This is a genomic window from Microbacterium sp. che218, assembly GCF_040436305.1.
Lineage (GTDB): Bacteria > Actinomycetota > Actinomycetes > Actinomycetales > Microbacteriaceae > Microbacterium > Microbacterium algihabitans.
This window is the reverse complement of record NZ_AP031501.1, coordinates 427,808-451,907: the sequence shown is the minus strand read 5'-3', so window position 1 is coordinate 451,907 and position 24,100 is coordinate 427,808. Positions and strand designations below refer to the sequence as shown.

At 70.8% G+C, this 24,100-nt stretch carries 21 protein-coding genes, 1 tRNA gene and 3 pseudogenes; 14 read left to right on the top strand and 11 right to left on the bottom strand.

Features of this window, described 5'->3' with window-relative positions; genetic code table 11:
* Positions 1-12: 12 nt before the first annotated feature.
* Positions 13-1,857 (bottom strand): translation elongation factor 4, encoded by a 1,845-nt coding sequence (lepA, locus tag ABXS86_RS02145; RefSeq protein ID WP_353665471.1) that lies wholly within the window; start codon positions 1,855-1,857, stop codon positions 13-15.
* A gap of 87 nt (positions 1,858-1,944) precedes the next feature.
* Here lepA and ABXS86_RS02140 point away from each other — a divergent pair, with 87 nt between their 5' ends.
* The 5 genes and pseudogenes from ABXS86_RS02140 to ABXS86_RS02120 form a co-directional block, all read left to right on the top strand.
* Positions 1,945-2,670 carry an alpha/beta fold hydrolase gene (locus ABXS86_RS02140; protein ID WP_353665470.1) on the top strand — a complete coding sequence of 242 codons (726 nt, stop codon included), beginning with the start codon at positions 1,945-1,947 and terminating at the stop codon, positions 2,668-2,670.
* 115 nt (positions 2,671-2,785) lie between these two features.
* Entirely contained in the window at positions 2,786-3,046 is a 261-nt protein-coding gene (rpsT, locus tag ABXS86_RS02135) for a 30S ribosomal protein S20 (protein ID WP_144833715.1), read from the top strand.
* Between the two features lie 153 nt (positions 3,047-3,199).
* Positions 3,200-3,445, top strand: a complete 246-nt coding sequence (locus tag ABXS86_RS02130) for a hypothetical protein (RefSeq protein ID WP_353665469.1) — start codon at positions 3,200-3,202, stop codon at positions 3,443-3,445.
* Between the two features lie 71 nt (positions 3,446-3,516).
* The gene (locus ABXS86_RS02125) at positions 3,517-3,738 is read left to right on the top strand and encodes a hypothetical protein (RefSeq protein WP_353665468.1); all 222 of its coding nucleotides are present in this window, start codon (positions 3,517-3,519) and stop codon (positions 3,736-3,738) included.
* 15 nt (positions 3,739-3,753) lie between these two features.
* Positions 3,754-4,347: pseudogene (locus ABXS86_RS02120) on the top strand (alpha/beta fold hydrolase); the annotation flags it as partial.
* Positions 4,348-4,370: 23 nt separating this feature from the next.
* Here ABXS86_RS02120 and holA read toward each other — a convergent pair.
* From holA to ABXS86_RS02090, 6 genes and pseudogenes are all read right to left on the bottom strand, one after another.
* Positions 4,371-5,408 carry a DNA polymerase III subunit delta gene (gene holA / locus ABXS86_RS02115; protein ID WP_307211283.1) on the bottom strand — a complete coding sequence of 346 codons (1,038 nt, stop codon included), beginning with the start codon at positions 5,406-5,408 and terminating at the stop codon, positions 4,371-4,373.
* 652 nt (positions 5,409-6,060) lie between these two features.
* Positions 6,061-7,122 (bottom strand): annotated as a pseudogene (locus ABXS86_RS02110) (ComEC/Rec2 family competence protein); the annotation flags it as partial.
* 704 nt (positions 7,123-7,826) lie between these two features.
* Positions 7,827-8,231 (bottom strand): annotated as a pseudogene (locus ABXS86_RS02105) (helix-hairpin-helix domain-containing protein); the annotation flags it as partial.
* A gap of 12 nt (positions 8,232-8,243) precedes the next feature.
* Positions 8,244-8,444: a hypothetical protein gene (locus ABXS86_RS02100; RefSeq protein ID WP_353665467.1), complete on the bottom strand. Its 201-nt coding sequence runs from the start codon at positions 8,442-8,444 to the stop codon at positions 8,244-8,246.
* A gap of 167 nt (positions 8,445-8,611) precedes the next feature.
* On the bottom strand, positions 8,612-11,185 hold the full coding sequence (gene leuS, locus ABXS86_RS02095) for a leucine--tRNA ligase (RefSeq protein WP_353665466.1): 2,574 nt from the start codon (positions 11,183-11,185) through the stop codon (positions 8,612-8,614).
* Between the two features lie 66 nt (positions 11,186-11,251).
* Complete coding sequence (locus tag ABXS86_RS02090; RefSeq protein ID WP_353665465.1) at positions 11,252-12,490, bottom strand: anthranilate synthase component I family protein; 1,239 nt, start codon at positions 12,488-12,490, stop codon at positions 11,252-11,254.
* A 42-nt stretch (positions 12,491-12,532) separates the two neighbouring features.
* Between ABXS86_RS02090 and ABXS86_RS02085 the strand changes: the two genes are divergently transcribed.
* The 6 genes from ABXS86_RS02085 (at position 12,533) to ABXS86_RS02060 (ending at position 16,468) form a co-directional block, all read left to right on the top strand.
* Positions 12,533-13,213 carry a DedA family protein gene (locus tag ABXS86_RS02085; protein WP_251506979.1) on the top strand — a complete coding sequence of 227 codons (681 nt, stop codon included), beginning with the start codon at positions 12,533-12,535 and terminating at the stop codon, positions 13,211-13,213.
* Between the two features lie 5 nt (positions 13,214-13,218).
* Positions 13,219-14,250, top strand: coding sequence for an App1 family protein (locus ABXS86_RS02080; RefSeq protein ID WP_307211293.1), 1,032 nt, complete (start codon positions 13,219-13,221; stop codon positions 14,248-14,250).
* 112 nt (positions 14,251-14,362) lie between these two features.
* Entirely contained in the window at positions 14,363-14,761 is a 399-nt protein-coding gene (locus ABXS86_RS02075; RefSeq protein ID WP_353665464.1) for a hypothetical protein, read from the top strand.
* On the top strand, positions 14,740-15,450 hold the full coding sequence (locus ABXS86_RS02070; protein WP_307211297.1) for an SOS response-associated peptidase: 711 nt from the start codon (positions 14,740-14,742) through the stop codon (positions 15,448-15,450). Before ABXS86_RS02075 ends, ABXS86_RS02070 begins: the two co-directional genes overlap by 22 nt.
* On the top strand, positions 15,447-16,355 hold the full coding sequence (locus tag ABXS86_RS02065; RefSeq protein ID WP_353665463.1) for a 3-methyladenine DNA glycosylase: 909 nt from the start codon (positions 15,447-15,449) through the stop codon (positions 16,353-16,355). The genes ABXS86_RS02070 and ABXS86_RS02065 overlap by 4 nt, the downstream gene beginning before the upstream one ends.
* A gap of 40 nt (positions 16,356-16,395) precedes the next feature.
* A tRNA-Ala gene (locus tag ABXS86_RS02060) sits at positions 16,396-16,468 on the top strand.
* An 846-nt stretch (positions 16,469-17,314) separates the two neighbouring features.
* Here the strand turns inward: ABXS86_RS02060 and ABXS86_RS02055 are convergent.
* Positions 17,315-18,679 (bottom strand): MFS transporter, encoded by a 1,365-nt coding sequence (locus ABXS86_RS02055; RefSeq protein ID WP_307211301.1) that lies wholly within the window; start codon positions 18,677-18,679, stop codon positions 17,315-17,317.
* 187 nt (positions 18,680-18,866) lie between these two features.
* Between ABXS86_RS02055 and ABXS86_RS02050 the strand changes: the two genes are divergently transcribed.
* From ABXS86_RS02050 to ABXS86_RS02040, 3 genes are read left to right on the top strand one after another with little or no spacing between them, the layout of a single operon-like run.
* Positions 18,867-19,523 carry a response regulator transcription factor gene (locus ABXS86_RS02050; protein WP_353665462.1) on the top strand — a complete coding sequence of 219 codons (657 nt, stop codon included), beginning with the start codon at positions 18,867-18,869 and terminating at the stop codon, positions 19,521-19,523.
* Positions 19,520-20,908: a sensor histidine kinase gene (locus tag ABXS86_RS02045; protein ID WP_353665461.1), complete on the top strand. Its 1,389-nt coding sequence runs from the start codon at positions 19,520-19,522 to the stop codon at positions 20,906-20,908. The genes ABXS86_RS02050 and ABXS86_RS02045 overlap by 4 nt, the downstream gene beginning before the upstream one ends.
* Complete coding sequence (locus tag ABXS86_RS02040; protein ID WP_353665460.1) at positions 20,905-21,843, top strand: TAXI family TRAP transporter solute-binding subunit; 939 nt, start codon at positions 20,905-20,907, stop codon at positions 21,841-21,843. The genes ABXS86_RS02045 and ABXS86_RS02040 overlap by 4 nt, the downstream gene beginning before the upstream one ends.
* A gap of 70 nt (positions 21,844-21,913) precedes the next feature.
* On the opposite strand, the gene rsfS is transcribed toward ABXS86_RS02040, so the two are convergent.
* The 3 genes from rsfS to nadD are packed head-to-tail and all read right to left on the bottom strand — an operon-like array spanning position 21,914 to position 24,092.
* Positions 21,914-22,294, bottom strand: coding sequence for a ribosome silencing factor (gene rsfS / locus ABXS86_RS02035; RefSeq protein ID WP_307211311.1), 381 nt, complete (start codon positions 22,292-22,294; stop codon positions 21,914-21,916).
* A complete protein-coding gene (locus tag ABXS86_RS02030; protein ID WP_353665459.1) occupies positions 22,291-23,499 on the bottom strand; it encodes a hypothetical protein in 1,209 nt (402 codons plus the stop codon). Before ABXS86_RS02030 ends, rsfS begins: the two co-directional genes overlap by 4 nt.
* Positions 23,496-24,092: a nicotinate-nucleotide adenylyltransferase gene (gene nadD / locus ABXS86_RS02025; protein ID WP_144833737.1), complete on the bottom strand. Its 597-nt coding sequence runs from the start codon at positions 24,090-24,092 to the stop codon at positions 23,496-23,498. The genes ABXS86_RS02030 and nadD overlap by 4 nt, the downstream gene beginning before the upstream one ends.
* Positions 24,093-24,100: the final 8 nt, after the last annotated feature.

Here is a 24,100-nt window from a genome sequence, read left to right as displayed (position 1 = left end):
CGGTGTGGTGCGTTACTTCTTGGTCTCGACGTCGCCCGACAGGGCGGCGATGAACGCCTCCTGCGGCACCTCGACACGGCCCACCATCTTCATGCGCTTCTTGCCCTCTTTCTGCTTTTCGAGGAGCTTGCGCTTTCGGGTGATGTCACCGCCGTAGCACTTCGCGAGGACGTCCTTGCGGATCGCGCGGATCGTCTCGCGCGCGATGATGCGTGCGCCGATCGCGGCCTGGATAGGCACTTCGAACTGCTGGCGCGGGATGAGCTTGCGCAGACGCTCGGCCATGAGCGTGCCGTAGGCGTAGGCCTTCTCGCGGTGCACGATCGAGCTGAACGCGTCGACCTTGTCACCCTGCAACAGGATGTCGACTTTCACCAGGTCGGCGGTCTGCTGGCCGGCGGGTTCGTAATCGAGGCTCGCGTAGCCCTGCGTGCGGCTCTTGAGGTGGTCGAAGAAGTCGAACACGATCTCGCCGAGGGGCATGTGGTAGCGGAGCTCCACGCGGTCTTCGCTGAGGTACTCCATGCCGAGCAGGGTGCCGCGACGCGTCTGGCAGAGCTCCATGACCGTGCCGACGTAGTCCTTGGGCAGCAGGATGCCGACCTTGACGATCGGCTCCGACACCGAGGCGACGCGCCCGTCGGGATACTCGCTGGGGTTGGTGACCGAGATGATCTCGCCGGTGTCGGTGGTGACCTCGTACGTCACCGACGGAGCGGTGGTGATCAGATCGAGGTCGAACTCGCGCGACAGGCGCTCGGTGATGATCTCGAGGTGGAGCAGACCGAGGAAGCCGCAGCGGAAGCCGAAGCCCAGGGCGACCGAGGTCTCGGGCTCGTACTGCAGCGAGGCGTCGGAGAGCTTGAGCTTGTCGAGGGCTTCGCGCAGCTCGGCGTAGTCGCTGCCGTCGATCGGGTAGACGCCCGAGAAGACCATGGGCTTCGGGTCGGTGTACCCGGCCAAGGCCTCGGTGGCGGGCTTGCGGTGCGTGGTGATCGTGTCGCCGACCTTCGACTGGCGCACGTCCTTCACGCCCGTGATGAGGTAGCCGACCTCGCCCACGCCCAGGCCGCGGGTCGGGACGGGCTCGGGGCTCGAGACGCCGATCTCGAGCGCCTCGTGCGTCGCGCCCGTCGACATCATCTGCAGGCGCTCGCGCGGCTGCAACGACCCGTCGATCATGCGGACGTAAGTGACGACGCCGCGGTAGGCGTCGTAGACGGAGTCGAAGATCATCGCGCGCGCCGGAGCGTCGGCCTTGCCGACCGGGGCGGGGATCTTCTCGACGATGAGGTCGAGCAGTTCTTCGACGCCCATGCCGGTCTTGCCGCTGACGCGCAGCACGTCGGCCGGGTCGCCGCCGATGAGGCCGGCGAGCTCGGCGGCGTATTTGTCGGGGTCGGCCGCGGGCAGGTCGATCTTGTTCAGCACCGGGATGATCGTCAGATCGTTCTCGAGCGCGAGGTAGAGGTTGGCGAGCGTCTGCGCCTCGATGCCCTGCGCGGCGTCGACGAGCAGGATCGCTCCCTCGCACGCGGCGAGCGAGCGGCTGACCTCGTAGGTGAAGTCGACGTGACCGGGCGTGTCGATCATGTTCAGGGCGAACGTGCCGTCGGTCGTGGCCCACGGCATCCGCACCGCCTGCGACTTGATCGTGATGCCGCGCTCGCGCTCGATGTCCATGCGGTCGAGGTACTGCGCGCGCATATCGCGGTCGCTGACGACGCCGGTGATCTGCAGCATGCGGTCGGCCAACGTCGACTTGCCGTGGTCGATGTGAGCGATGATGCAGAAGTTGCGGATCTGCTCCGGCGGAGTGGCAGACGGCTCGAGGGGCTTCAGGGCGCGCGGTGACATGTTCCGTCGATTCTACGGTGGTGCGCCGACATCGCCGTCCGCGGGCGCTCAGGCTCTCGGCATCCGGAGCCTTTTACAGTGGATGCCATGACGGTCCAGGTCGTGCTCGTGCACGGCATCCGCACGTCGGCGACCATGTGGCGCGCGCAGGTCGCGTACCTCGAAGAACGCGGCACCCCCGTCACCGCCGTCGACCTGCCGGGGCACGGAACCCGCCGCGGCGAGGAGTTCACGCTCGACGAGGCGTTCGCGACGATCGATCGGGCGGTTCGGGATGCCGCGGCCCGCGGCCCCGTGCTGCTCGTGGGGCATTCGATGGGCGGTCTGCTGTCGATCGCCTACACCGGGAGCGAGGACGCTCCCCCGGTCGCGGGCTTCGTCGCGGCATCCTGCACCTCTCTCCCCCGCGGGATCGGACTCGCCGCCTACCGCTTCCTCGCCCGACGGTTCGACAGCCTGCCCGACCGCGGCCTCGGCCTGACCAATCGGGTGCTCGACCGCACGCTCCCTGCCGAGACGCGCCCGGATTTCGGGGCCGGCGGCTACGCGTTCGACGCGCAGGACACTGCTCTCGCGTCGCTGTCGGTGCTCGACCTTCTGACGGCGCTGCGCCGGATCGACGTGCCGCTCTGGTTCGTCAACGGGCAGTGGGACCAGCTGCGCATGAACGAGAAGCTGTTCACCACGATCGCTCCGGATGCCGAGCTCATCGTCGTCCCGCGCACGACCCACCTCGTGACGGCGATGCGGCCGCGCGTCTTCAACGCCGTGCTGAACGTGGCGCTCACGACGGTCGAAGCCTCGACCTGTTAGACTCGCCTCTTGGCTTGCGTGTGGGGTTTTTCCCGACCTCCACGATCGCCGGTGCAGCGCCCCTCTACCGCTCGCCCGGCACTTCCAACACTCACTCAAACGAAAGACCGTCGACGTGGCGAATATCAAGTCGCAGATCAAGCGCAACAAGACCAACGAGAAGGCGCGCGAGCGCAACAAGGCCGTCAAGAGCGAGCTGCGCACGCACGTGCGTCGCACCCGCGAGGCCGTGCTGGCCGGAGACAAGGCGGCCGCCGAGAAGGCGCTCGTCACCGCCGGCAAGAAGCTCGACAAGGCCGTGAGCAAGGGTGTCATCCACCAGAACCAGGCCGCGAACCGCAAGTCGGCCATCGCGAAGCAGGTCGCCGCTCTCTGAGCAGCAGCTCTTCTTCGACAGCCCGTCCCGCACTGCGCGGGGCGGGCTTCGTCGTTCCCGGGATGGTGGTGACTGAGCGCACCTCGATCTCCTCCCTTCGACGGATGCGCACCCCGGGCGAGCCCTCGTAGCGTGGGTCCCCGGAGGTGCGACATGCAGAACGAACGAGCGGCCATGTTCTTCGGCGACCGGGAGGATCCCCGTCGCCGCCTCGTGGACCTGTTCGGTGGGGATCTCCCCGAGGGCGGGCAGCCTCCGGCGCCGGCACTCCGCTGGGCCGCCACGGTGTCGTCGCCCGACCACGACGAGATCGTCGTGATCCGCGACCTGCGGCACGCGGAGCCCCGCCTCACGTTGAGGGCGGCGACCTTCTTGGCGCGCCACCTCACCCGCGGATGAGCGCATCGTAGGCAGCACCCCCGTGTATTGCGCCCGTGCGCGCGCGGCAACGGACGGACGAGGATTGACGGATGCCGGATTCTTCACGCCCCGCCGATCGCTCCTCCGACGACCTCGCCGCCGTCCACGTCGACGTCGACCCGCGGGTGACGCCTCTCGCCCTCGACCACCGCGGGCGGACGCTGCGCGGGTGGCGGTGGGACGACGGCACCGATGCCCCCGAGGCTCCGCGGGTGCTGTTCGTGCACGGGTTCAGCAGTACCTCGGCCGGTTCGCGCCAGCTGTTCGTATAGGCGGCACGACACCTCGTCTCGCGCGGGGTCGTCGCCCATTCGTACGACCGGCTGGGCCAGGGCGTGAGCGATGGCGACTTCTTCGACATCACGGTTCGCGACGAGATCGAGCAGGTCCGCGCGATGATCCGCGAGACGGCGGGTGCCGGCCGGGTGCACATCGTCGGCCACAGCCTGGGAGCGGTCGAGTCGGCCCTTGCCGCGGCACAGGAGGGCGAGCGTGGCGCATCGGTCACGCTCTGGTCGCCCGCCGGAGTGATCGTCGACGACATGACCGTTCGCGACCGCGTGATGGGTGAGCCGCTGGCGGCGATGCGGGAGAGGGGCTTCGTGGATCTTGCCGGGATGGCGGTGGGGCCGGCGATCGTCGACGACGTGCGCGACGGCCTCGACGTGTACGGTCGGGCCGCGGCGTACCAAGGGCCGGTCGACGTGCTGCACGGATCGGCTGACGAGGTCGTCCCCCTCGAGTACGGTCGGCGTTTCGCCGAGGTCATGCCCGGGGGCTCGCTCACCGTGGTCGAGGGGGCGGACCACGGGTGGTCGTCGCTGCCGTGGCGACGCCGGTTGTTCGATGCGCTCGATCAGCGGCTGGAGTCGACCGTCTGAGGCGGGCTGGGAGGCGGTCGCGATCAGTCGCCGAAGGGGGCGCGGGTCGCGATGATCGTGATCATGCGCTCGAGCGCGAACACGGCGTCGCGCGAGGCGCCCTTGACCTCGGCGTCGGCGCGGGCGGTGGCGTGGATCGCCATGCCGAGGGTGTTGCCGGTCCAGCCGACGAGGTCGCGCCGCGCGCGGTCGACCTGCCAGTCCTTCATGCCGAGTCGCTGAGCGAGCATCGACGACGACTCGCGGCTGCCGGCGACCCGGGCCATCGTGCGCAGCTTCATCGCCACGGCGGCGACGAGCGGCACGGGGTCGGCTCCGGATGCCAGGGCGTGACGCAGCGCGAGGAGTGCGGGCCCGTACTGGCCGGCGATGGCGGTGTCGGCGACGGTGAACGCCGAGGTCTCGACGCGACCGCCGTAGTACCGCTCGACGATGCGCTCGTCGATGTCTCCCGGGACGTCGGCGATGAGCTGCTGGCACGCCGCGGCGAGTTCGGTGAGGTCGTCGGCGAAAGCCGAGACGAGCGAGCGCAGGGCGACCGGTGCGATGCGCTTGCCCGCGGTCTTGAACTCGCCGACGGCGAAGTCGAACCGGTCGGAATCGCGCTTGACGGCGGGGCACGCGATCTCGATGCCGCCGCCCTGACCCGCGCGGATGCCGTCGAGCAGCTTCTTGCCGCGCACGCTCGCCCCGGTGTGGCGCAGCACGACGGTCGCGCCCTCTTGCGTCTGCGAGAGGTACGACACGGCCTCGCTGAGGAAGGTGTCGCTGCACTTCTCGACGCCGGTGACGCGCACGAGCCGCGGCTCGCCGAACAGCGACGGCGAGGTGACGGCCAGCAGGGTGCCCGCGGCGTAGTCGTCGGCGCGGATGTCGGTGACCTCGAGGCTGGGGTCTTCGCTCTTGAGCATCGCGCGGATGCCGGCCGTCGCGCGCTCGGCGCACACCTCTTCGGGGCCCGAGACGAGCACGATCGGTGCGGGCTGCGGGCTGCGCCACGACACCTGTGGAATGGCCGACTTCGCCTTGGCGGGGGCGGAGCGTCGGGGAGCCGGAGTCACTCCCCCAGCCTACCGACCGCCTCCGACATCGGCCGTCGGGCCGAGGCGTCGACGACCGACGGCGGGCGCCCCCACCCCGCGCTCGCGGCACCGGCATGGCCGCAGCAGGGACGACGACCGGGGCCTTCTCCCGCCACATCGTCAGGCGACCGTCAGCGTCGAGCCACACCGCCAGCGCGCCGTCCTGATCCGTCCGACCCGCCGTCGCTCCGATCGAGGTCAGGATGCCGAGGAGCTTTGCGGTCGGGTGTCCGTAGCTGTTGTCTGCTCCCACCCCGATGAGCCCCACCCGCGGATGCAGTTCGCGGTAGAGCTCCGCATCCTGATCGGCGCTGCCGTGGTGCGAGACCTTGACCACGTCGACGCGGGGCACGGCGAGCCGCCGGCGGAGGTCGGCCTCCGACTGCTCGCCGAGGTCGCCGAGCAGCACGGTGCGGGGGAAGTCCGGCCCGACGACGTCGAGCGCGACGCTGGCGTCGTTACCGGGTTCGGCGCGGGGCGGAGGGCCGAGCGCCTGCCACCGGGTCGAGCCGATGGTGCCCGTCAGACCGATCGACGCGGATTGCAGGCGGGCGCCCGCCGCGGCGAAGCGCTCGAGCAGCCGTTGATCGGCCGCTTCGCCCGGAGGGCCGTGCAGGACGACCGCAGCTCGACCGATCAGCGCCCCGGAGCCGCCGACGTGGTCGAGGTCGAAGTGCGTGAGCACGAGCAGATCGACCCGGTCGATGCCGAAGGTGGTGAGGCAGCGCTCCACCGCCGCAGGCTCCGGACCGGTGTCGACGAGCGCGACCGCCGCGCCGGATCTCCACAGCGTCGCATCGCCCTGGCCGACGTCGCACATCGCGACCTGCCACGCGCTCGGCACCGCGAGCGGGCCGCCGACGGTGCGCACGGTGGTCTGACCGAGCACGAGGCCGACTACCACGGCCATCGCCGCCGACGACAGCGCTGTGAGTCGCGGGAGTCGTCGCGGTCGCAGGATCGCGACGCTCACCGCCGCACCCACGGCGGCGAGCAGGGCGGCACCGAGCAGACCGTCGGGCCACGGCAGGTTCTGCGCTGAGACGGCGGTCGTGGTGTGGGCGACCGCGGCGATCCACGCGGCGGGGACCCACGCGAGAGCGGTGAGTCCGTCGCGCAGCCAGGGGAAGGGCGCGATGCACGCCAGTGCTCCCGCGATGGTGGCCGGGGCGGCCGCCGGATCGGCCACGAGGTTGGCGGCGATCCCCAGCAGTGGCACGTGCGGATCGATCAGCACGATCAGCGGGCCGCAGACGAGCTGGGCCGACGTGGGCACGGCGAGCCCGAGGGCGAGGGCGCGCGGCATCCACCGCTCCAACCCGACCGCAAGGGGCCGCGCGAGCGCCAGGAGGGCAGCAGTGGCGCCCGCCGACAAGGCGAATCCGAGTGAACGCGCGAGCCACGGATCGATGACCAGCAACGCCGTCACGGCCGCCGAAAGCACCGCGATGCCGACCGCGGGTCGCCCGAGGGCCAGAGCGAGCATCGCGACGACGGCCATCGCCGCGGCTCGCACGACGCTCGGCTCGGGCGTGACGAGGGCCACGAAGGCGACCAGCACGACGGTCGCGCCGACCACGCACACACCACGCGAGGCGCCGCACAGCGCGAGTAACGCGAACGCCGCGCCCACCACGATCGCGCAGTTCGCCCCCGAAACGGCCGTCAGGTGCGACAGCGAGGCGGCGTTCATGGCCGCCTCGGTGGACGGATCCAGGCTCGAGGTGTCGCCGACGGCGAGACCCGGCACCAGACCCGCGCCGGGCTGCGGGAGTCCTCGCGTCGAGGCGACCAGCCCATCTCGAAGCCCCTCGAAGAACGCCCACAGCCCTTCCGGAGGCCGCACGTCGTGCACCTCGCTCGCGCGCACCACGAGCACCGCCCGTTCCGCGGGGTCGGCCGCGACGCCGCGCCCGACGACGCCGACCCCTCCCCCCATGCCCATGCCCGCGAGCGCTGCGCGTCCCTCGGCGTCGACCATCACGCGCACGGGCACGCCTCCGCTCAGCGAGACCGGCCCGGCGCGCACCTCGGCCGCGATCGCGTCGAACCACGCTCCCCCGTCGGGAGTGCCGTCGATGCGTCCCGCGATGGTGAGGTCGAGCTCGAGCTGCCGCCCGCCCTCGGTCTGCAGGGCCGCGACGTGGTCGCGCACGGGCGCGACGGATGCCACGGCTCCCGCCGCCGCCCCGGCGCAGGCGAGGGCCACGGCCACCACGCCGACGACGGCCCGCCGCCGCCACACGAAGCCGCCTGTGGCGACGAGCGCGCCTGTGGCGAGCGCGAGGGCGGGCACCGCGGCATCCGGAACGCCCACCGCCACCCCGGCGGCGGCCCAGGTCAGGGCGGCCACCGTGACCGAGCGGAGCGCCCGCCGCCGGACCGCCCGCCGCACGCTCATACGCGCACCAGGTCGCGGATGCCGTCGAGCATCTTCTGCCCGATTCCCGGCACCGACAGGAGGTCGTCGACGCTGGTGAAGCGTCCGTTCTGCGCGCGCCACGCGATGATGCGATCCGCGATCGCCGGACCCACGCGCGGGAGGGTGTCGAGTTGATCGCGGGTGGCCGTGTTGAGGTCGAGTGCCCCTCCGCCCGCACCGCCGCCCGAGCCGCCCGCCGTCGGCGCGGCGGTCTCGGCCCCGATCACGGGCACCACGATCTGCTCGCCGTCGGCGACCGGGCGGGCGAGATTCACCCCGTCGCGCGCGGCCTCGTCGGAGAAGCCGCCCGCGCGGGCGATCGCGTCGGCCACGCGGTCTCCCGCGTCGAGGCGGTAGAGCCCCGGCTTCCGCACCGCGCCGGCGACGTGGACCTACAGTCCGGCCTCCGCGGGCAGCAGCGACGCCGCCGACGACGACGGCACGGGAGCGACCACCTCGGCTCCGGTCGCTCCACGGAACATCCCGATCGCGATGGTCACCGCGAACGCGAGCAGCACCAGAACGATGACCCCGCCGATCCCGAGGCGCGTGCGCGCACGCAGCCGCTCGTCGGGCTCGGTCTCGTCCGTCACGCTGCCACGGTAGGGAGGGTCCGGCGCGTCCCGCGGGGCGGGTTCGGTCAGTTGGGGAGAACCGGACGGGATCGGACACTGGGGAGGAGCCCCGCTCCCGAAAACCCCGGATGCCACGCCCCCCGCACTCCGCAGAGCGTCGGGGACGTGGCATCCGGGATCAGAACCTACTTCGTCGAGAAGCTGACCACCTTGGGCGGGCGGACGACTGCGCGCACGATCTCGCGGTCGCCGAGGGCGCGGAGCACCTTCTCGTCGGCGCGGGCCATCGCCTCGAGCTCGTCGGCGCCGATCTTGGCCGAGACCTCGAGCGTGCCGCGCACCTTGCCGTCGATCTGCACGACCGCTGTCGTGGTGTCTTCGACGAGCAGCGTCGGGTCGGCCTGACGCCAGGTCGCGAGTCCCACGAAGCCGGTGTAGCCGAGGGTCTGCCACATCTCCTCCGCGGTGTGCGGAGCGAACAGGTCGAGGGTCATCGCGATGACCTCTGCCGCCTCGCGCACGGCGGGGTCGCTCGCTCCGGGCTTGCCGTCGACGGCCTTGCGGGTGGCGTTGACCAGCTCCATCAGGCGCGCGACGACGACGTTGAACTTCGTCTGCTCGATGAGGTTCGCGGCGTCGGCCAGCAGGCGGTGCGTGACGCGGCGGAGGGTCTTGTCGCCCTCGGCCCAGACCACGTCGGTCTCGCTGTCGACGTCGTGCGCGATGCGCAGCGCACGGGCCAGGAACTTCGCCGCACCCGTGGTCGAGACGTCGTTCCAGTCCTTGTCGTCTTCCACGGGACCGGCGAAGGCCAGGGCCACGCGCAGGGCGTCGGCGCCGTGGGCGTCGAGCTCCTCTTGGAACAGCACGAGGTTGCCCTTGCTCTTCGACATCTTCGTGCCGTCGAGGATGACCATGCCCTGGTTGATGAGGCTCGAGAACGGCTCGGTGAACTCCACCATGCCCATGTCGAACAGCGCCTTGGTGATGAAGCGCGCGTACAGCAGGTGCAGGATCGCGTGCTCGACGCCGCCGATGTAGAAGTCGACGGGGCCCCACTTCGACGCCTCGCGGCCCGAGAACGCCTCGGTCTCGCTGTGGGGCGAGAGGAAGCGCAGGTAGTACCACGAGCTGTCGACGAAGGTATCCATCGTGTCGGGGTCGCGCAGCAGCGTCTGGCCCGTCTCGGGGTCGGTGACCTGCACCCAGTCGGTGGCGGCACCCAGGGGCGAGGTGCCCTTGGGCTTCAGGTCGAGACCCTCGACGGAGGGCAGCGTGACCGGCAGCTGGTCGGCGGGGACCGGCGTGATCGAGCCGTCCTCTCCGTGCAGCATCGGGATGGGCGTGCCCCAGTAGCGCTGGCGCGAGATGAGCCAGTCGCGCAGGCGGTAGGTCTTGGCCGCGCGGCCGACGCCCTTCGCCTCGAGCTCTTCGATCATGCGGGTGATCGCGTGGCGCTTGCTCAGGCCGTTCAGCGAGCCGGAGTTGATCAGGCGTCCCTCACCGGTCAGCGCGATGCCGGTCTTGACCGGGTCGAGCTCGTCGAGGTCGCCGAGCGGGTCGATCGGCACACCGTCCGCGTCGAGCTCGATCACGGGGATCGCGCCGGTGACGGGCGCGTTGGTGTCGACGACCACCTTGACGGGCAGGTCGAACGCGCGGGCGAAGTCGAGGTCGCGCTGGTCGTGCGCGGGAACGGCCATGACCGCGCCGTGACCGTAATCGGCCAGCACGTAGTCGGCGGCCCAGATCGGCAGCTTCTCGCCGTTGATCGGGTTGATCGCGTAGTGGCCCAGGAACACGCCGGTCTTCGGGCGGTCGGTCGCCTGACGCTCGATGTCGGTCGCGCGCTGCACCTGGGCGAGGTAGGCCTCGAAGCTCTCGCGCACGCCCTGATCCGCGGATGCCGCGAGCTCGGCGGCCAGGTCGGACTCCGGAGCCACGACGAAGAACGTGGCGCCGTGCAGGGTGTCGGGGCGCGTGGAGAAGACCGTGATCTTCTCGTTGCGGCCCTCGATCTCGAACTCGATGTCGGCGCCGACGGAGCGGCCGATCCAGTTGCGCTGCATCTGGATGACCTTGCTCGGCCAGAAGCCCTCGAGCTGGTTGAGGTCGTCGAGCAGGCGATCGGCGTAGTCGGTGATGCGCAGGAACCACTGCGTCAGCTTCTTCTTGACCACCACGGCGCCGCTGCGCTCGCTCGTGCCGTCGGGCAGCACCTGCTCGTTCGCGAGCACGGTCTGATCGACCGGGTCCCAGTTGACGAGGGCGTCCTTGCGGTAGGCCAGGCCCTTCTCGTACAGCTTCTGGAACAGCCACTGGTTCCAGCGGTAGTACTCGGGGTCGCTCGTGTGCAGCACGCGGCTCCAGTCGAACGAGACGCCGTAGTCCTTCAGGCTCTCCTTCTGCTGCGCGATGTTCGCGTAGGTCCACTCGACCGGGTCGGCGCCGCGCTTGATGGCGGCGTTCTCGGCGGGCAGGCCGAACGAGTCCCACCCGATGGGGTTGAGCACGTTGTACCCGCGGTGACGCCAGAAGCGCGCCACGATGTCGGAATAGAGGTAGTTCTCGGCGTGCCCCATGTGCAGGTCGCCCGAGGGGTAGGGGAACATCGCGAGCACGTACTTGCGGGGGCGATTGTCGTCGTCGCCGCCGGCGCGGAACGGGTCTTTCTCGGCCCAAGCCTGCTGCCACTTCGCCTGGATGGCGTGGGTGTCGAAGCCCCCCTCGCGGGGGTCTGGTGCGGTGTTCTGAGACACGGGTGAAGCCAATCGTGAAGGTCGGGAGGCCGCGGGGGCCAACCTCCAGGCTATCGGACCCGCGCGTCACCACCCCGGCGGGACCTCGGCTCCCAGGGCCGCCAGCGGGGCTCGGGCCTTGACGCCCACCTCGGCGACTTCGGATGCCGCGACCGAGCGCCACGTGATGCCGCCTCCGGCGCCGACCCAGGCGGCATCCGGTTCGACCACAACGCTGCGGATGACCATCGCGAGATCCGCGGCCCCGTCGTCGCCGATCCAGCCGAACGCGCCGGAGTACACCCCGCGCGGGGCCGCTTCGAGGCCGGCGAGGATGTGCATCGCCGACTGCTTGGGAGCGCCGGTCATGCTGCCGGCCGGGAAGACTGCGCCGAGCAGGCCACCCACGCTCGTGCCCGGCAGCAGTTCGCCCGACACCTCGCTCACGAGCTGGTGCACGTGCGGGTACGTCTCCACTTCGAGCAGGCGGTCGACCCCCACGCTCGACGGGGCGCACACCCGCGACAGGTCGTTGCGCATCAGGTCGACGATCATGACGTTCTCGGCCTGCTCCTTGGCATCCGCCCGCAACTCCTCCGCGAGGGCCGCGTCGACGGCGGCGTCGGCCGAGCGCGGACGCGTGCCCTTGATCGGATGCGTATGCACGCGCCCCTCGCGCACCTCGACGAACCGTTCGGGCGAGGCGCTCACGAGCGCCGTGTCGCCGCGGCGCACGAAGCCCGCGTGGTGCGAGGTCGAGGCGCGGCGCAGCCGTCGGAACACCTCCAGCGCCGCGAAGCGCCCCGGAACGGTGAAGCGCGTGGTGAGGCAGAGCTGGTACGCGTCGCCGAGGCGGATCCGCTCGCGGCACGCCTCGATCCGCTCGGCGTAGCCCTCGGGCGTCACGCGGGCGGATGCCGCGCCCCGAGCCGACGCCGGCGGCACCGCACCCGCGGGCGGAGCCTCGGCGGCCCGCGCAGCCAGGCTCTCGTCTCCGATCGCGAACACGCGCCGGTTCGCGTGGTCGAACGCGAGCAGGGAGGCCACGCGCATCCACGCGTCGTCGCCCTCGTACGAGCGCCACCCGACCCATCCGCCGCGGAAGGCCCCCGCTTCGTGCGAGACGGTTCCGGATGCCGCGGCATCCGCCTTCAGGGGGTGCTCTGCCGCGTCGGGAGACCCCGTCCCCATCCAGCTCCAGCCCGCGCGCGCGTCGACTCCCGCGTCGAGCCAGAACGCGTGCGGAGCCGTGGAGAACAGGTGCAGGAACACCGCTTCGGGATCGACCCAGTCGCGCAGGGCGAAAGAGCAGGCGGATTCTGGCACGCTCCCAGGCTAGGGCGAGCCCGCGGCCCTAGGCTGACCGAGGTGAACGAGATCCTCACGTGGCTCCTCGACGTCGTCCAGAACGTCGATCCCGTGCTGCGCACGATCCTCGCCGGTGTCGCGGTCATGCTCGAGACGAGCGTGCTCGTCGGGCTGATCGTCCCGGGCGACACCATGGTGATCGTCGCCGGCACCGCCGTCGCGTCGCCCGTCGAGGGCGTGGTGCTCGCCGCCGCGATCGTCGTCGGCGCCCTGGCCGGTGAGAGCCTCGGGTTCTGGCTCGGCCGCTACTTCGGCCCGCGCATCCGGGCGTCGAAGCTCGGCCAGAAGCTCGGCGAACGCAACTGGGAGCGCGCCGATCGCTACCTCCGCCGTCGCGGCGGTCCGGCCATCTTCCTCTCGCGCTTCCTGCCCGTGCTGCACTCGCTCGTGCCGCTGACGGTCGGCATGAGCGGCTACCGCTACCGCCGCTTCCTCGCCTGGACCACCCCGGCCTGCATCGTCTGGGCCGGGCTCTACGTCACGATCGCGGCGACCGCCGCCGGCACCTACCGAGAGCTGAGCGATCAGATCCACTACGCGGGCTACATCTTCGTGGGGATCCTCGCGGCGTTCCTCGTGCTGGTGTTCGTGGGCAAGAAGATCCTGGAGCGCGTCGAGCGCCGACACCTCGCCGACGAGAGCGCCACCCTCGAACCTGCGGACGGTGACGTGAAAGACTGAGGCCGATGCCTCGCTCTCCTCGCGCCAAAGTGCTCTGGTTCGCCCGACTCGAGCGCCGGTTCCACCGGTGGCGCGAACGCCGCGCCCGCGCGCGGGGCCTGCGCCCCGGCGTGACGGGCTTCCCCGGCTACGGCACCGAGGAATGGGTGCGCGTTCTCGGCCGCGTGCTGATCGCCCCGCCGGCCCGCCGCACCTCGACCGGCGACGTCGAGAGCCTGCGCGGATGGCGCAGCTTCGCCGCCGTTCCGGTCGGCTTCGCGCACGTGACCGTGACGATCGACGGCATTGAGCACAACGTGCCCGCCGATCGCGGCGGGGTCATCGACGCCAAGCTCCCCGCGACGCTGAAGCCCGGGTGGCAGAGCATCACGATGTCGGTCGAGGGCAGCGAGCCCACCGAGACCCGCGTGTTCATCGTCGGCTCCGACGTGCGCTTCGGCGTGGTCAGCGACATCGACGACACCGTCATGGTCACGTTGCTCCCCCGCCCGCTGCTCGCGGCGTGGAACTCCTTCGTGGTCGACGAGCACGCGCGCCAGCCCGTACCCGGCATGGCCGTGATGCTCGAGCGTCTGACGCGGGAGCATCCCGGAACCCCGATCATCTACCTTTCCACCGGTGCGTGGAACGTCGCCCCGACCCTCACGCGCTTCATGCGCCGCCACCTCTTCCCAGCCGGGTCGTTCCTGCTGACCGACTGGGGCCCCACGCACGACCGGTGGTTCCGCAGCGGACGCGACCACAAGGAGCAGAACCTGCGCCGCCTCGCGTCGGAGTTCCCGCAGGTGAAGTGGCTGCTGGTGGGCGACGACGGTCAGCACGACGACGCCATCTACACCGGTTTCGCGATCGAGCACCCCGACAACGTCGCGGCCGTCGCGATCCGCAAGCTGCTGCCCGCCGAGGCCGTGCTGGCCGGTGGCCGCACCGTCGTCGACGATCACTCCGCGGCCGAGGTGCCGTGGGTGAGCGAGTCCGACGGCGCGGGCCTGCTGGACCGCCTGCAGAACACGGGCGTCATCTCGCGCGACGCGTGATTCCGGATGCCGCGGGCTCAGCGCCCCGCGTATCTTCCGCCATTCGCGCCAAGTCGGTGGCATCCGGTGTCTTCCGGCTGAGGATGTGCGGATCGCTGAGGCTGCGCGAGGCGTGATTCCGGATGCCCCGACCGCGGCGACGCGCATCTTCAGCGATTCGCGCAATGTCGGCGGCATCCGGTGTCTTACGACTGAGGATGTGCGGATCGCTGAGGCTGCGCGAGGCGTGATTCCGGATGCCGCGAGCGCGGCGACGCGCATCTTCAGCGATTCGCGCAATGTCGGCGGCATCCGGTGTCTTGCGACTGAGGATTTGCGACGCCTGATCCCGGATGCCGCGGGCCCGGCGCCCTGCGTATGTTCAGCGATCCGCACGAAGTCGGTCGCATCCGGTGCCCTGCGACTGAGGATGTGCGGATCGCTGAGGCTGCGCGATCGCCCGACCAACGCGGGCGGCCCGATGTCGGAGGTGGCGCGTACGGTGGAGGCATGTGCGGTCGATTCGTCGTAGCCAATGTGGCCAGCGAGCTCGTGGGGGTGCTCCGCGTCGACGTCGAGGCCGATGAGCTGCCCCAGCCCTCCTACAACATCGCCCCGACCTCGCAGGTCGGCATCGTGCTCGACTCGATCAAGAGCGAGCCCCCGGTGCGGCGCCTCGAGGTCGCGCGCTGGGGCCTCGTCCCCGGGTGGGCCAAAGACGTCAAGATCGGCGCTCGCGCGTTCAACGCGCGCAGCGAAGAGGTCGAAGAAAAGCCCATGTTCCGCAACGCGCTGATCAAGCGACGGGCCATCATCCCGGCATCCGGGTACTACGAGTGGAAGACGACCGAGGCGGGCAAGACGCCGCACTACATCCACCCCGCCGACGGGTCGCCGCTGTTCTTCGCCGGCCTGTACGAGTGGTGGAAAGACCCCGCGCGCGCCGACGACGATCCCGCCCGCTGGGTGCTCAGCTGCACGATCCTCACGCGCGACGCGATCGGACGTCTGGGGTCGATCCACGACCGCATGCCGCTGTTCATGGACCCCGACTTCGCCGACTTCTGGCTCGACCCGACCACCGAGAACGTCGGCGACATCCTCGACGCCGCGATCGACGCCGCGCCCGACGTGGCCGAGACGCTCGACGACCACGTCGTGTCGGCAGCGGTCGGCAACGTGCGCAACGACTCCCCCGAGCTGATCGAGCCGGTGGAGTGACGCTGCTGCTCGAGGCTCCGGCGCTCTCGCGCGCGGAGTGGACCGCCGCCGCGGCCGCGCACGCCGAACGCGCCGATCTGCTCACCGCCGAGCACCGCGCCCGCGCCAGCCGTGCCGAGAAGCACCCCGTGGAGGACTTCCTCTTCACCTACTACTCGTACAAGCCCGCGATCCTGCGGCGCTGGCATCCGGGCGCCGACGCCGTGCTCGAGCAGGCTCCCGAGCGTGCCGAGTGGCGCTGGTACCGCGCCGAGGGCGCGGACGTGCGGGTGGATGCCGCTCGCTTCCGCGACGAGAAGGGGTCGATGTACCGCGGCATCGTCAACCTGCTGCGCGCCACGCGTGAGCGCCCGGGACAGTTCGGCTGCTTCGGCCTGCACGAGTGGGCGATGGCCTATCGCGCCGACGAGGTGCGGCACGCGGTGCCCCTGCGCCTGGGGCGCGCGGGCACCGACGCCGTGGTGGAGGCGCACGATCTGCGCTGCACACACTTCGACGCGTTCCGGTTCTTCACGCCCGAGGCCGTGCCGTTGAACCGTTCGCCCCTGACGCGCGACGATCAAGCGGAGCGCGAGCAGCCCGGGTGCCTGCACGCCGGCATGGATCTCTACAAGTGGGCGGTGAAGCTCGGGCCGCTGGTTCCCGGCGATGCGCTGCTCGATGCGTTCGAGCTGGCCCGCGACATCCGCACCCTCGACATGGAGGCCTCGCCCTACGACCTGACCGCCTGGGGCTACGAGCCGGTCGCGGTCGAGACGCCCGAGGGCAAGGCGCAGTACGTCTCGCGACAGCGGGCCCTGAGCGAGCGCGGGCAGCACCTGCGCGTCCGCATCCTGACGGCCGTCACAGGGGTCGACGACACGCCCGGCGGCGCGGATTTCCTGCCGTCGCGAACTCTGTTGTAAGCTCATGGAGTTGCCTCAAACGGGGCGGAAAACAAAATATGGGCCTGTGGCGCAGCTGGTAGCGCACCTGCATGGCATGCAGGGGGTCAGGGGTTCGAGTCCCCTCAGGTCCACCCAGAGAGAAAGCCTCCGCTTCGGCGGGGGCTTTCTTCGTTCGCCGGCACGGTGGGTTCCCGGTCGGCCGAGATCATGGCATCCCTCTCATTCCTCACCACCTCGGCGACCCGCATAACCTCAGCCCGAGGGCGCCGGATGCCACCGACCTTGCGCGAATCACTGAGGTTGCGCAGTGCGCTGGGCGCCGCGGCATCCCTCCCCTTCCTCACAACCTCGGCAATCTGCATAACCTCCGCCCGAGGGCACCGGATGCCACCGGCATTGCGCGAATCACTGAGGTTGCGCAGTGCGCGGGGCGCCGTGGCATCCCTCCCCTTCCTCACCACCTCGGCAATCTGCGCAACCTCAGCCCGAGGGCGCCGGATGCCACCGGCATTGCGCGAACCACTGAGGTTGCGCAGTGCGCGGGGCGCCGCGGCATCCCTCCCCTTCCTCACAACCTCGGCGATCCGCACAACCTCAGCCCGAAGGCGCCGGATGCCACCGGCATTGCGCGAACCACTGAGGTTGCGCAGTGCGCGGGGCGCCGCGGCATCCCTCACTTCCTCACCACCTCGGCAATCTGCGCAACCTCAGCCCGAGGGCACCGGATGCCACTGACATTGCGCGAATCACTGAGGTTACGCCGTGCGCGGGGCACGGTGGCGTCTCTCCAAGGCCGCACAACTTCGGCGATTCGCATAACCTCCGCCCGAGGGCGCCGGATGCCACCGATATCGCGCGAATCGCTGAGATTGCGCAGTGCGCGGGGCACCGCGGCATCCCGCGACAACCGCCTCGCCGGGCACGCGCACGGCGAGGGGCGCCTCCCCTCGAAGGAGAAGGCGCCCCTCGGGGACGTGTCAGCGGGACGACACCGTCTCGCGGGACCTCGCTGCGTGCGTCTCGCGCATGAGCAGCTCGTCGTCGAGCCAGTTCGGCGCCTTGTTGCGCAGGGCGAAGATGTACACCAGCAGCGAGGCGGCGATGATCGCCGTGACGTAGACGATGAACAGCGGCACCTGCGAGGTGCTCTGCGCTCCGGCGTACAGCAGTGGTGCGGTGCCCCCGAAGAGCGAGTTGGCCAGCGCGTAGCCGAGGCCGACGCCCAGCGCCCGCACGTGGGTCGGGAACAGCTGCGCCTTCACGAGCGCGTTGATCGAGGTGTATCCGGTGAGGATGACGAAGCCGCCGAGCAGGATCGCGAACGCCGCGAACTCGTTCGTCTGCTGCGGCAGCATCGTGATGAGGAACCACGTGTAGATCACGCCGCCGACGCCGAAGAACACCAGCAGGCTCTTGCGCCCGACCTTGTCGGACAGCCATCCGCCGAGGGGCTGCATGAGCATGAGAGCCGTCAGCGCGATCAAGTTGATCACGGTTCCGGTGACGACGTCGCCGCCCGAGAAGGCCGTCTTGACGATGTTGGGCCCGGTCACCGAATAGGTGTAGAAGGCGACCGTGCCACCGGCGGTCACCGCGAAGCACAGCAGCAGCGGACGCCAGTTGTTGACGAACAGGTCGCGCATCGAGCCCGACTGCTGCGTCTTGCCCGACTTGGTGTCGGCGATGACGCTCTTCTCGAGCGACTCGTCCATGGTGCGTCGCATCCAGAAGACGGCCACGGCCGCGACGCCGCCGATCGCGAAGGCGACGCGCCAGCCCCACTCGGTGATGGCCTGATCGTCGAGGGTGAGCACCATCACGAGCAGCGTGGTCTGGGCCAGCACGTGACCACCCACGAGGGTGACGTAGTGGAACGACGAGAGGAAGCCGCGGCGACCGGGCATCGCGGCCTCCGACATGTAGGTCGCGCTCGTGCCGTACTCGCCCCCGGTGGCGAAGCCCTGCACGAGACGAGCAAACACGAGGATGACGACGGCGCCGGCGCCGATCGCCTGGGCCGTCGGCGCGAGGGCGATCACGAGCGAGCAGAACGCCATCAGCGACACCGACACCGTCAGCGACAGACGGCGGCCGTGCCGGTCGGCGAAGCGTCCGAAGAACCACGACCCGATCGGTCTCATGAGGAAGGTGACGGCGAAGATCGCCCACACGTAGATGGTCGAGTTCTTGTCGTCGGCGCTGAAGAACTGCGATTCGAAGTAGACCGCGAACACGGAGTAGACGTAGACGTCGTACCACTCCACGAGGTTGCCCGCGGAGCCTTTGAGCGTGTTCGAGATCGACCGCCGCATGCTCGTGGGGATCGTTGTCGTCGTTGACATCGTGGTTCCGATCTGTCGAAGGGTTCTGGAACCCCGCATCGCCGACTCGCGATCCCGGCGGCGTCGCGGGGTGTCTCCGCCATCGTGGTGGACCGGAGACGCGGCATCCGGAATCCTTACATCCGCCTTACATTCCGCTCGGCCTGCCCGACCGCAGCCCGCGGCTGCGTCTGCCTACGATGGTGCGATGCACGTACTCGTGGCCGAGGACGACGGCTCCGTCGCCGCAGCGCTGGTCTCGGCGCTCACGCGCGCCGGTCACACGTGCACCCGCGTCGCCCGTGGCAGCGACGTGCTGCTGCGCCACCGCGACGCCCACGTCGTGCTGCTCGACCTCGGGCTCGAAGACATGGACGGCCTCGACGCGCTGCGTCAGCTGCGCGAGGTGACCCCCATCCCCGTGATCGTGGTGACGGCCCGCGGCGACGAGCGCTCGACGGTGCGAGCGCTGTCGCTCGGCGCCGACGATTACCTCGTCAAGCCTGTCCGCCTGCACGAGCTGCTCGCGCGTCTCATCGCCGTCACGCGGCGCTACAGCCCTCCCGACGAGCCCACGCGCGTGCAGGCCGGTCCCGTCGACATCGACGTGGACGCGCACCGCGTGCAGGTCGGTGGGCGCGAGGTGGCGCTGACGCCCAACGAGTTCGGCATTCTGCTCGCCCTCGCCCGTCGCGCAGGACAGGCGGTGAGCCGCCGCCTCATCCTCGACGAGGTCTGGGGCGATGCCTACGCGGCGTCGTCGCGCTCGTTCGACGTGCATCTGGGTCAGGTGCGGCAGAAGGTGCCCGAGGTCACGATCACGACCATCCGCGGCTTCGGCTATCGCCTCGAGGACGCCGGATGAGACTGCGCGTGCTCCTGCCGCTGCTGGTGTTCGGTCTCATCGCCGTGATCGCGGTGCTCATCCCGGTGGCGCAGTCCATCGCCGACTCGCGCACGCAGCAGGTGTCGCTGCAGCGCAGCGCCGCGCTCGACCAGGTCGTTCAGCGGGCGCGCACGGCGCTCATACAGAACGAGGCCGCGTCGCTGCAGACCTACCTGGATCGCTTCCACGCGGTGTACGGCGAGTCGGTGATGGTGCTCGACGACCGCGGCGAGCCGGTCGCCGCGGCAGGGACCCTCGTGCCCGACGACCGCGTATCGGGCATCGTCGGCGCTGCCGCGCGCGCGATCCCCCAGCTCGATCTGCCGCGGGTCACGCCGTGGGCGCCGTCGTCTGCCCTCGTGGCCGTGCCGGTGATCGCGGCGGGAGACCTGTCGACGGGCGTGGTCGTGCTCGAGGTCGACCTGACCGCCGCCAAGGCCGAGGTGACGTGGGCCTGGGTGATCGTCGGCGTCATCGGACTTCTGTTGCTGGCCGCGCTCATGGGCGCCTCGCTGCTGTGGACCCGATGGATCCTGCGTCCGGTGCGCGCTCTGGATTCCGCCGTCGCCGCGCTCACCGCCCACCGCGACCCCACTCCTCTGCCGCCGATGGGTCCGCCGGAGCTGCGCCGGCTGAGCCGGGCGTTCGACGCCATGACGGCCGAGGTCGAGAGCAGCCTCGAACAACAGCGCGGGTTCGTCGCCGACGCCTCGCATCAGCTGCGCACGCCGCTCGCCGCGATCCGCCTGCGCGTCGACGGTCTTCCGCGCGAGGGCGCCGCCGCCGATGACCTCTCCGCCGTCGACGACGACCTCGACCGCCTCGAACACACGGTCGAGCGCATGCTGACCCTCGCCCATGCCGAGCACCGCGCGTCGGCGCGCAGCCACGGATTCGACGCCGCACGCGACGACGGCGTCGTGCGCGAGTGCACGGTGTCGGCTGCGGGACTCGCCGACCGGCACCGCCGGCGTCTCACCGACGCGGGCCTGACCCTTCACGCGGACGGCGACGCGCTCGTGAGCGTCCCGTGCGGACAGGCGGATCTCGAGGAGATGGTCGACGTGCTGCTCGACAACGCCGCGAAGTACGCCGGGGTCGGGGCCGAGGTCTGGGTGCGCTTCGTTCCGGATGCCGCGGGGGTCGCGCTCGTCGTGGAGGATTCGGGCATGCGCCTGACCGACGCCGACCTCGAGCGCATGGGCACGCGCTTCTGGAGGAGTACCGCGCAGCCGTCGCGCCCGGGGACCGGCTTGGGTCTGGCGATCGTGGCGCAGCTCATGCGCGCCGCCGGCGGCCGGCTCGACCTCTCACGAGCCGCTGCGGGCGGTCTCGCGGCGCGTCTCGTCTGGGAGCACCGATGACGGCCCTGACGCGCCGTGAGGCGCTGACGTGGGCTCTGCTCGCCGGATCGACGGCCGTGCTCTCGGGGTGCGTCCCCGCCGCCGCCCCTCCCCTGGTGCTGGGCTGCGGCGAAGCGGGCGGAAGCTACCTGCAGTTCGGTGAATTGCTGGCGGATGCCACGAGCTCCTCGACCCGCCTGCGCATCTCACCGTTGCCCACCGAGGGCAGCGTCGACAACCTCGCTCTGCTCGCCGCGCGACGCGTCGACCTCGCCCTGTCGCTCGTGGATTCCGCGGTGGCCGCGGATTCCGCCGCCGACGTCGTGGCCATCGGGCGCGTCTACCAGAACTACCTGCAGTGCGTGGTGCGTGCGGACGGCGGCATCCGGAGCCTTGATGACCTCGCGGGGCGGACGGTGTCTCTCGGGGCCCCGGGATCGGGGGCGGCGGCCACCGCGCGCCGTGTGCTCGAGGTGTCGGGGCTGGCCGGTTCGGCGACATCGCCCCGGGTCGTCGAGCGCACGTTCCGCGAGGCCGTCGACGACCTCGAGGCGGGTTCGATCGACGCGCTGTTCTGGTCGGGCGGGGTGCCCACCCCGCAGATCGCCGATCTGGCGACACGCGTGCCGATCGCGGTGATCGACACCACCCCCGCCCTCGACGGGCTCGCCCGCGCGTACCCCGAGGTGTACGCGGCGACGACGATTCCGGCGGGTGTCTACGACGCCCCGCGCGCGGTCCCCACCATCGGCGTGGCGAACCTGCTGCTCGCGCGCAGCGACCTCGCCGACGACCTCGTGCGCGCGCTCGTCGACGCGCTCATCGACGACGCCCCCGCGCTCGTGCCCGCCGACGCCCTCGGCATCCAATACCTGACGCCGGCGAGCCTGATCGACACCGCGCCCCTCGCGCTGCACCCGTCGGCGGAGCGGCGCTATCGCGAACGGTACGGCTGACCCGGACCGCTCGGGCGTACGCCAGAACGCCCCCTGCCCGAGCGGGCAGAGGGCGTCGAAGACGCGCAGCTCAGTCGGCGGCGTTGGCCGGCGTGGGCAGCTCGATCGGAACGACCGGGCAGTCCTTCCAGAGGCGCTCGAGGCCGTAGTAGACGCGCTCCTCCTCGTGGAAGACGTGCACGACGAGGTCGCCGAAGTCGAGGAGCACCCAGCGGGACTCCTGGCGGCCCTCGCGGCGCAGGCGCTTGTGGCCCGATTCGAGAAGCTTCTCTTCGATCTCGTCGGCGATCGCGGCGACGTTGCGCTCGTTGCGACCGGTGACGAGAAGGAAGATGTCGACGAGGGGAAGGGGCTCCGACACGTCGAGCGCGACGATGTCGTCGCCGCCCTTCGCGTCGGCGGCGATGGCGGCGATCTGCGCCATCTCGCGGCCGTTGTCGGTGGCTGTCATCGGAAGACTCCTGTCGTGATGGCGAGGCCGAGGGCCACGACCACTCCCAGCGCGAGGATGCCCGTCGTGATGACGAGCACGACGAGGAGCTTGCTCCCCTTCTCGGGCGCCGGGGGGCGAATGATCTCGCCGGGTTGCTTGACGGTGCTGATGGCCGCACTCGCGGCGATCGGCGTGGGTGACGAGGCGGGCGGAAGCTCGCCGTCGAGGAGCACGGCGTCGGCGTCATGGCCGTCGGTCGTGCCGGGGGCGTGCCCGACCGAGCCGAGGCCCGCGGGAAGGTCGAACGAACCGGTGATCATGATCTCGCCGGTGCCGGTCATCGGGCCGACCAGCGGCACGCCGGTCGGGGTCTGCGAGAGGATCAGCGCGTTGGGCGTCGAGACGGCGCCCGTGCCTCCCGGTCCGCGCGTGATCAACTGATCGAACGAGGCGGGCAGGGTGACGTCGGGCGTGACACCCTCGAGCAGGTCGGAGCCCAGCGCCGGGTTGACGACGGAGGCGGCGCCCTGCGGCTCGGAGACGGCCGTCTCGTCGGTCTCGGGAGCGGAGGGGCGGAAGATCGCGGGGAGCACCGGCGCGTCGTCGGCGCGGGGAGCCGGGGCCGGAGCCGCGGGCTGCGATCGCTCGAGGTCGGAGCTGATGATCGGCACGGCGGCCGTGCGGATCTTCTCCTGCTCGCGCACCTGACGGCGGGTGAGACCCGAGACGCCGAACTCGGCGCTCTCGGCGGAGAAGGGCGAGCCGAAGGCCGGGGGGAACGCCGCGGCGGCCGGACGCTCGTCGTGGGCGGCCACGGCGGGCGCGGGCTTGTCGGCGCCGTCGACCGGGACATCCTCGGCCGGAGCGTGGTCGGCCGGAGCCTCGTCGACGGGGGCGTCCTCGGACGGAGCCTCGTCGGACGGGACTTCCTCAACCGAAGACTCGTCGGCCGGAGCCTCGTCGACGGGGGCATCCTCGACGGGCGTCTCCTCCGCGGAAGCGGGCTCGGCCGGCTGGTCGCCCTCCGGCACGGCGTCGATGACCTCGTGCGGCGTCGACGCCTCGTCGATGGGGGTCGTCGGGGTCGCGGGCTCGGCGGCCGCGGCATCCGGGGTCTCGCCCTCGGTCTGCGGGACGATGATGGGCGTCGCGCCGGTCTGGCGGAGCTCACGCAGCTGACGACGGGTCAGGGGCGGAGTCTCGGGGTTCTCGGACGTGCTCATGGCTTGCTCCGGTAGAGGTGGTGCTTCGCGATGTACTGCACGACGCCGTCGGGCACGAGGTACCACACGGGGTGTCCTCGGCGCACACGGGCGCGGCAGTCGGTGGACGAGATCGACAGCGCCGGAATCTCCAGCTGGCTCACATTCTGCGACGGGAGCCCCTCGGTGGTCAGCACGTGACCGGGGCGCGAGACGGCGACGAAGTGCGCGAGGTCCCACAGCTCCTGGTGGTTGCGCCAGCTCAGGATCTGGGCCACCGCGTCGGCGCCGGTGATGAAGAACAACTCGGCACCGGGCCGCTGGTCTTGCAGGTCGCGCAGCGTGTCGATCGTGTACGTCGGGCCGGCGCGGTCGATGTCGACGCGGCTCACGGTGAACTGCGGGTTGGACGCCGTCGCGATGACCGTCATGAGGTAACGGTGCTCGCTCTCGGTGACGTCGTCTTTTTGCCACGGGCGACCCGTGGGAACAAAGACGACTTCATCGAGATCGAACGACTGGGCGACCTCGCTGGCGGCGACCAGGTGACCATGATGGATGGGATCGAACGTCCCACCCATGACCCCGATTCGAGGGGCGCGCGTCACCGACATACAGCGGG